The organism is Chloroflexota bacterium (assembly GCA_035652535.1).
Lineage (GTDB): Bacteria > Chloroflexota > UBA6077 > UBA6077 > SHYK01 > DASRDP01.
The window spans coordinates 1-5,524 of sequence record DASRDP010000133.1 but is presented as its reverse complement, the minus strand read 5'-3'; the positions used below and the strand labels follow the sequence as shown (position 1 = coordinate 5,524).

Genomic DNA, 5,524 nt, shown 5'->3' with positions numbered 1-5,524 from the left:
GAGCTGATCTCCGTGCAACAAGGCACCTGGCGGGTGAATCCCGACGGCAGCATGGACACGATCTGGAAGCTGCGACCGAACATTCGGTGGCACGATGGCGAGCCCTTCACCTCCGCCGACATGTTGTTTACGCTGGCGGTTCGGCAGGATCCGGCCACGTCGCGGACCGTCAGCGGCCGGATCGATTTGGTGCAGTCGGCCAGCGCTCCCGATCCCCAGACCTTCGTGCTTCACTGGTCCGCTCCGTACGCCGATGCCAACCTGGCGGCGGACCTCGAGCCCTTACCGATGCACCTGCTTGAGGAAACGTTCCAGAATCACAAAGACACCTTCGCGAACAGCACCTTCCTCTCAGACCAGTTCGTCGGCCAGGGGCCGTACCGTCTCGTGGACTGGCAGAGAGGCAGCCAGATGGCCTTCACTCGGTTCGACGATTACTATCAGGGCCGCCCCCCGCTGGACCGCGTTGTGGTGCGGTTTCTCGGAGACGCCAACACGATGGTCGCCGGGATTCTTTCCGGGGCGGTCGACATGCTTCTCCCGGTCGGGGTCGATCTGGACGCCGCTGCCGAGGTGCAGCGACAGTGGACGGGCACGGGAAACCAGGTCCGCTACGATCTCACCGAGTCGTACCGCCAAATCGAGCTGCAGTTCCGGCCAGAATACGCTCGGCCAGCGGACGGGCTGATCAACCTGCCGGTGCGGACGGCGTTCTACCAGGCCATCGACCGCCAGAAGCTGGCCGAGCTGTTCGCCCACGGGCTGGCGCCCATCGCTGACAGCTTCGTGGCTCCGAACTCCGCCTTGCGGCCGGCGCTCGAGTCCGCGATCCCGCAGTACCCGTACGACCCGGCGCAGGCGAGCCGGATTCTGGCAAGTGGTGGGTGGACGCGCGGCGCCGACGGCACGCTGGTCAACGCTTGGAGCGGCGACCGGTTCGAGACGGAGCTACGCGCGAGCGACCTCAGCGAGCAGAAGCTGATGAGCGCTGTCGCCAGCCAGTGGCGGGACATCGGGGCGCAGGTCAATGAGGTCGTCATCCCCCCGACCCGCGCCCGCGACCGCGAGTACGGCTCAACCTACGCCGGCGGGCAGTTCAGCGCAGCGTCGCTGGACATCTTGCTCTCTGGGCGGGCTGCCACGAGCGAGATCCGTACGGCTGCAAACCACTGGACGGGCCGGAACCGCTCCGGCTACAGCAATCCGCGTCTCGACGAGCTGGTCAATCGCACGGCCGTGACCATCGATGCTGATGAGCGGACCGAAGTGCTCCGCCAGCTCGTGCAGGAGGAGCGGGGCGACCTCGTCGGCATGCCGCTGTACTGGACAGTGTCACCGGTCCTGCAGGTGAAAGGCGTAAAGAGCCACGGAACCGCTGGCCGCGTGACAACCTGGAATTTCTACGAGTTCGACAAGGAATAGCGGAGGCCGCTCAGGCGAGCAGTCCGAGCACCTTGGCCGGGTTGACCTCCGTCACCACGCGAACCTCATCCTCACTGAGTCCAAACGCGCGCATGTAGCCGCGCATGAGGCGCATGCATTCCACCGAGTTGGGGAAGAGAGGCTCGCCCGCGTCGCTGGAGAGCGTGCAGTGCTCCGGCCCAACGGACCGAATGGCGTCGTACATGCGGGCCGGATCAACGCCCAACAACGGCGACAGCTCGTCGTAGGTGAAGTTGAGCCAGATGCCGGCTCTGGCGAACCGCTGCATCTCCTCTGCCGTCAGGTCGACAAAGGGACTGAAGGGGTGGTCGACAAACGCACGGTCGAAGCCGATCCTCTCAACCTCTTCGGCCATCGCGTCCAGCTCTGGATGGCTTCCGTGGGCGAATGAGAACGGGACGCCGCGATCGGCCAAGAGATGAATGATGTCCCGCACTTCGGGGAGGAGGTTGCCGCGCTCGTCCACGACGCAGTAGCCGATCTTCTTCGCTTCTTCCTCGGGCATGGGCCCTTGGCTTCCGAGACCAACCTTCGTGAGGGTGTTGATGCTATTGAAGATGGGCATCCAGACGGCGTCCACGCCGTCATCGAGCTGTTGGCGCGTCGCTTCCAGGGAGATCGGCTGCGATCCCCGGGCCACGCCCCAGCCGACCCAGATCTTGGTCGGCTCGACGTTTTCTTCGTCGCACCAGCGCCGCAGCGCCTCGTTGAGCCGACGCTTGGTTTCCGCCGGCCGTTGGCCGCCCACGATGGTCTTGTAGAGGATGCCGCCCACCCCGTTCTTCGATGCATGCTTGGCCAGGTCTAGCGCGTCCTGCTGGCCTTCGTGGGCATGGCAGTGCAGGTCAATGGCGCCCGCGACGTTCGGCACAGCAGGGGGGTGCTGAACTTCTTCGCGATATGCCCGCCGCATGGCGTACGACTTCACGTAGCGCGCTTTCGTGGGATCCCAGGGCTCCGACGCTGGATTGGCTGTCACGGAACCTTCCTCCTGGCCTGACTCTGTCTCATCGAGCGTGAACAGCGACGCCAAACCTCAATCCCGAGCGCCGCGGCGTGCCGTGTTGACCAAGTCGTCGGTCAGCTCCCAGTGCTTCAGGGGCCGGCCTTCCGCCAGCGCCTTCATCTCGCGCCGGAAGATCGACCGTAGCAGCACGACGTACGCGTCGGAGCTCCCCAGGTGCTCGTGCTGGCGGTCGCGGATCACGCCCTGACCAACCTGTGTGACATCGTCCTGCAGATTGAACATGCTGATGCCGGGCGGTGGGTCTCGATCCAGGTCGAGCAACCGACGCTTCCCTGCCAGAATCTCGTCGGTGAGGACCGCGCGCGCCTCGTTATCTCCTCCGATGGCATGCTCGCGCGTCGCCCGCTTCTTCTCGGCCTCGTCCGCGCTCATCTGAAACAGCTCGACCTCGAAGCTGATGAGATGCCCATCGTCCACGGGCACTTTGAAGCGAAAGACCTCGGCTTTGCTGCCGTGCCGGGTGCTGCGGATGTTGGGCATGCCGTGCTGGACGATGAGGGTGTGCCCGGGATAGAAGCGATGCTGGGCGATCCCCCAGTTGCTCTCGACGCACTTCACCTCGTCGGCCAGGGTGTATTGGCCGCGCGGGAGATCCGGATCCCGGTGGGTGAACGGCACGTGCTCAGGATCGTTCTCCAGCTCGTTGAAGTAGTTGCACGCGCGCGGCGCGCGGGCCCACTCCAGCAGTCCCTCGCGCTCCATCCGAGGGTAGCGGGGGAGGGGCGGCGGCTCGCCCTCGCCAATGTAGACGAAGATGAGGCCCAGGTATTCCTCAACCGGGTAGCCCCTGATGCGGATGCGATGGGCGAAGGATGGTCGTTCAAGAGGCTGTTCGATACATTGGCCGGTGCCGTCGAATACCCAGCCGTGGTAGCGACAGCGAATGCAGTCCTCCTCGACGAAGCCGGTGGAAAGCTGGGTGCCCCGGTGTGCGCAACGGAAGTCCACCATGTGCGCGGTTCCGCTCTCGCCACGATACAAGGTGAAGTCTTCGTTCATCAGCCGAACCGGTACCGCCCAGCCTGGCTTGAGCTCCTGCGAGATATAGATGGGGTGCCAGAACGTGCGCAGGTAGCGGCCGGCCAGCGTGTCCGGTCCCGTGTGCTCGAAATCTTCGAAATCCGCCTCGGTGTACGTGCGCTGAGCGTGTCTGGCTGTTGTTGTCGCCACCTGTGTCTCCTTCTGAAAACCGCCTATTGCAGGTCCCACGTATGGACGAAGTAGGACGGTGGGTTGATGGGGTTTGCGGGCAGGGGACCCGTGATCCCTGCCCGTACGAGGTACGGGAATGGGTAGTTGTACAGCGGCATGTAGGCGACATCCTCGAGCAAGGCCCGGTTGGCCTCGGCCCAGGCGGCCATGCGGGCGTCTGGCTGGAGGGACTTGTCCACCCGCACGAGCAGCTCGTCGGCGGCCGGGTTGTTGTACCCGTGAACGTTGGTTCCGAACCATCGATTCTGGGCGCCCGCGATCATGGCGCTATTGAAGAGCGCCAGAAAGCCGGTCTGATTGTCCGGCAAGCCCCGGAATGATAGGCCGCTGAAGGTGGCGCCCGCCTGAAGGTCGGCGCCGGGCGCCACGTTGATTTCGAGGTCGACGCCACTGCGCTTCAGCTGTTGCTGCATCACCGCGAAGATGAGGCTGCCGTCGGTAGCTCCTGCCCCCGTTCGATACTGCAGCTGAAAGCGCTCGCCACCCTTGCTGAGCATGCCGTCGGCTCCTTTTTGCCAGCCAGCCTCGGCAAAGAGGGCAGCGGCCCGGGCCGGATCGTAGTCGTAGCGCGGCGCAGCCGCTTCCACCACGCGGCCCAGCGCGCTGTCCGGATAGGTCGTGCTGTTCGTCGGACGCGCAGCGCCCGCGGCGGCCGTCTCCGCAAGCTCGTCCCGATCCAGGGCGTACATCAAGGCCCGGCGGACGCCCACGTCGAGCAATTCCCGCGGGCTGGCATACTCCGGTCGGAACTGCGGCAGCACGTGGCGCGCGTTGTTGGCCTGCATGTCGACGGTTCCGCCGGTCGACTTCCACTCGTGCTGGAGCACTTTGGCGCCCTCGTAGTTGATCGCCCAGAACCCCACGTCTACCTGGCCCGACAAGACGCTGGTGAGCGCGGTGCTCGGATCCGGAATGATCGAGAAGATCACCTGGTCGATCTTGGGCCGACCCAGGAAATAGTCATGGAACGCTTCCAGGGAGATGGAGCGGCCGCGCTCCCACGCCGTCGGCCGAAAAGGCCCGCTGCCGACGAAGACCGCCGGATCGGTGAAGTAGGGGTTGTCGGCGAGGCCGACTCGTTCGGCGGCGTCCAGCACGTGGCGGGGCAGGACGTCCAGCTCCCGTACGCCGGCCACGCCGCCGAGGGAGCTCACGGTCCCCCAGGTGAACACGGCGGTCAGCGGGTCAGGCGTGGCCACTGAGTCGATATATCGGGCGACGCTCTGGGACGCGACGCCGGTCGTGAGGTCCTTGCCGATCTCCCAGGAAAAGCCCAGGTCGTCCGAGGTGAGCGCGGCGCCGTCCTGCCACTTGATGCCCGGCCGGAGCTTCCACGTCACCTCCATGCGTCCATCGTCGAGCACCTTCCAGGTGCCGTCGTCCAGTGATGGAAGGGCGGCCGCCAGCCAGGGCGCGGGCTGGTCCTGCGGGTCGTGGGTGGTTAGATAGGCGTTGGGGAACTCGCGGAAGTAGCGCGACGGTACTGCGGATACCCCGATGATCACGCTGCCGCCGAGCGCCGGCGGCTCCACGGGCAGCGCAATCGTCAGCGCCTTGGGGCCGCTGCGCTGGGCTGGCGCGGCAGGCGTCCCGGGCGCCTTGCTGGGTGATGAAGGAGCCGCACAGGCGGCGAACGCGAGGACCAGCACGCCGGCGACCACGTGGGAGACGACGCCGCGTCGCGAGCGCCCACCGCCCGTCGCGCACATGTTGGCGCGGGCGCGCGGAGCGTTCATTGACCGGTCAACTCGCGACGGCAGGCTGCCAGTCGCGGACGCCGCGGTAGTGCAGGCCCTTCGAGATGGGCGCCAGGCTCGTGATGATCGGCGTCCAGTGATCGCC

The 5,524-nt window shown here is 65.8% G+C and carries 4 protein-coding genes; 1 reads left to right on the top strand and 3 read right to left on the bottom strand.

What is annotated here, in order from left to right; translation table 11 throughout:
* The coding region (locus VFC51_16735) for an ABC transporter substrate-binding protein (protein HZT08671.1) at positions 1–1,422 on the top strand (1,422 nt) is incomplete at its 5' end.
* 10 nt (positions 1,423–1,432) lie between these two features.
* Here the strand turns inward: VFC51_16735 and VFC51_16730 are convergent.
* Genes VFC51_16730 through VFC51_16720 form a run of 3 tightly spaced genes read right to left on the bottom strand, consistent with a single transcriptional unit; the run spans position 1,433 to position 5,418 of the window.
* Complete coding sequence (locus VFC51_16730; protein ID HZT08670.1) at positions 1,433–2,422, bottom strand: DUF6282 family protein; 990 nt, start codon at positions 2,420–2,422, stop codon at positions 1,433–1,435.
* A gap of 57 nt (positions 2,423–2,479) precedes the next feature.
* On the bottom strand, positions 2,480–3,640 hold the full coding sequence (locus VFC51_16725) for a Rieske 2Fe-2S domain-containing protein (GenBank protein HZT08669.1): 1,161 nt from the start codon (positions 3,638–3,640) through the stop codon (positions 2,480–2,482).
* 23 nt (positions 3,641–3,663) lie between these two features.
* Positions 3,664–5,418, bottom strand: a complete 1,755-nt coding sequence (locus tag VFC51_16720; GenBank protein ID HZT08668.1) for an ABC transporter substrate-binding protein — start codon at positions 5,416–5,418, stop codon at positions 3,664–3,666.
* Positions 5,419–5,524 lie beyond the last annotated feature (106 nt).

Bases quoted from the DNA above. Each gene is read 5' to 3' on its own strand.
- VFC51_16720 (HZT08668.1), bottom strand. From the start codon at position 5,418: ATGAACGCTCCGCGCGCCCGCGCCAACATGTGCGCGACGGGCGGTGGG.